Here is a 2,868-nt window from a genome sequence, read left to right as displayed (position 1 = left end):
TGCCGTGCTCGGCGACCAGGTGGCGGGCGACCAGTTGCCCCAGGGTGCCGTTCGCGCCGGTGACGAGGACGGTGCCCTCGGGGTCGAGCGCGCGCGGCGTCACCGGGACGGTCCGGGCGTCGGATGCGTCCGGGTTCGCTGCCGACGGGGCGGAACGCGTCAGCCGGGGCACCAGCACCTGCCGGTCGCGGACGGCCACCTGGGGCTCGCCCGAGCCGACGGCCAGCGCGAACGCCTCCTCCGACCAGGTGTCCACGTCGATCAGCAGGATCCGGCCGGGGTTCTCGGCCTGGGCCGAGCGCAGCAGACCCCAGACGGCGGCGGTGACCGGGTCGGGCCGCTCCGCCATCGTGCCCTGGGTGACCACGGCGAGCCGGCCGTCCACCGACCCGGACGCGGTCAGGAACTTCTGTGTCAGCACCAGGACTTCGGTCAGCCTGGCCCGCAGGTCGCCACCGGGGGCGACCAGGGCGACGGTGACGTCGGCCGGAGCGGAGCCCGGCTGCCCGGCCGGGACGGCCCGCCAGCGCAGGTGCAGCCCGCCGTCCCGGTCCGGGGCGGCCGAGGACATCCGGCGCAGCGTCAGGGCGTCCACGGTGATCACCGGTCGGCCGGTGGTGTCGACGGCGGTGAGTGCCACGGTGTCCTCGCCGGCGGCGGCGAGCCGCACCCGGACCGCCGTCGCCCCGGAGGCCTCCAGCGAGACCCCGGCCCAGGAGAACGGCAGCAGCGGCCGTCCGGCACCGGCGGCGCCCGCGCTGCTCGCCGTCCCGCTGCTCTCCGTCCCGCCGCTCTCCGTCCCGCCCAGCGACGGGACGCCGAGCGTCACGGCGTGCAGGGCCGCGTCGAGCAGGGCCGGGTGGATCCCGAACCCGTCCGGACGGGAGGGGAGTTCGACCTCTGCGTAGAGGGCGTCGGACGTCGCCCAGGCGGCCCGCAGGCCCTGGAACACCGGGCCGTAGCCGTAGCCGCGCCCGGCGAGCTCCTCGTACAGCCCGTCGACCGGGACCGGCCGGGCGTCGGCCGGCGGCCAGGGCCACGCCCCGGCCGGCTGCGCGGGCGCCGGGGACAGCACACCCGTCGCGTGCCGGACCGAGGGCTCGGTGCCCGAGGCCGGCGTGGCCGAGGAGTGCACGGTGACGGACCGGCGGCCCGCCTCGTCCGCGGCGCCGACGGCGACCTGGAGGTACACGGCGGCCTCGGCCGGCAGCACCAGCGGTGCCTCCAGCGTCAGCTCCTCCACCAACCGGCAGCCCACCTCGTCGGCGGCGTGCAGCGCGAGGTCCAGGAAGGCCGTGCCGGGCAGCAGCACCGTCCCGTCGACCGCGTGGTCGGCGAGCCAGGGGTGCGAGCCGGGCAGCACCCGGCCGGTGAGCACGGCCTGGCCGTCCGGCAGGTGGACGGCGGCGCCGAGCAGCGGGTGCCGGGTGGCGTGCAGGCCGGCGGCCCGGAGACCGGCCGTCGAGCCGGCCGCGTCCTGCCAGTAGCGCTGCCCCGCGAAGACATGGCCGGGCAGCTCGACCAGCCGGCCGCCGGGCACGGTCCGCTCCCACGGCACCGGCACGCCCGCCACGAACTGCCGGGCCAGCGCCTGGATGAGCGCGAGCGGCTCCGGCCGGCCGGCGGTGAGCGCGGCCACCGCGACGAAGCCGTCCCGGCCGAGCTCCTCGTCGAGGGTGGCGTGCACCATCGGCGTCACCACGGCCTCGGGGCCGACCTCCAGGAAGGCGGTGATGCCCTGCCCGGCCAGGCAGCGCACCCCGTCGGCGAAGCGCACCGCCCCACGGACGTGCTCCACCCAGTACTGCGGCGTGCCGAACCGCTCGGCGTCGATCAGGCCGCCGGTGACGTTCGACACCACCGGGACCAGCGGCGCCCGGAACGTCAGGCCCGCCAGCACCTCGGCGAACTCGTCGAGCATCGCGTCCATCCGGTGCGAGTGGAAGGCGTGCGACACCGACAGCCGGCGCACCCGGTGCCCGGTGGCGCGGAAGTGATCGGCGACCGCGACCGCCGCCTCCTCGTCGCCCGAGACCACCACGGCCAGCGGCCCGTTGACGGCGGCGATCCCGACCGCGTCGGCCAGACCGGCCCCGGCGATGTACGCCTCGACCTCCTGCTCCCCGGCCTCGATCGCGACCATCGCCCCGCCCACCGGCAGGGCCTGCATCAGCCGGCCGCGGGCGGCCACCAGGGCGCAGGCGTCGGGCAGCGTGAGCACGCCCGCCGCGTACGCCGCGGTGATCTCGCCCAGCGAGTGGCCCATGACGTAGTCGGGCGTCACCCCGCGCTCCTCCAGCAGCGCGAGCAGCGCCACCTCCAGGGCGAACAGGCCGGTCTGGGTGTACATGCTCTGGTCCAGCAGCGCCGCCACCGGGGTGCCGGCCCCGGCGAACACCACGTCGCGCAGCGGGTGTTCGGCGTGGCCGTCGAGCTGCTCGTCCACCGCCCGGCAGACGGCGTCGAACGCCTCGGCGAACACCGGGTACCGCTCGTACAGCTCCCGGCCCATTCCGGGCCGCTGCGAGCCCTGACCGGAGAACACCAGGGCCAGCCCGCCGGCGCCGGCGGCACCCGTGCGGCCGGAGACGACGGCGGGGCTCTCCTCGCCGCGGGCGAGGGCGGCCAGCGCGCCGGTCAGCTCCTTCTGCCCGGTGCCCAGGAGCACGGCCCGGTGGTCCAGCACCGCCCGGCCGACGGCCAGGGTGTGCCCGACGTCGCGCGGGTCGAGGCCGGAGCCGTCCGTCCCGTCGGTGAGCCGCTCCAGCAGGCGGGCGGCCTGCCGGCGCAGCCCGTCCGGGGTCTTCGCCGACAGTGCCCAGGCGATCGCCGGGGCCGCCTCGGGGGCCTCCTGCTCCGGGGTGCCCA

General features: G+C 77.5%; 1 protein-coding gene. It reads right to left on the bottom strand.

Translation table 11 applies throughout. The annotated features are described in order from the left end of the window. Positions 1–2,868: type I polyketide synthase (locus VR45_RS40825; protein WP_045945038.1), on the bottom strand; the 2,868-nt coding region annotated here is incomplete at both ends.

The organism is Streptomyces sp. NRRL S-495, assembly GCF_000966955.1.
Lineage (GTDB): Bacteria > Actinomycetota > Actinomycetes > Streptomycetales > Streptomycetaceae > Kitasatospora > Kitasatospora purpeofusca.
Note: the sequence above shows the minus strand (reverse complement) of the source record. Positions and strands in the feature narration are given on the sequence as shown.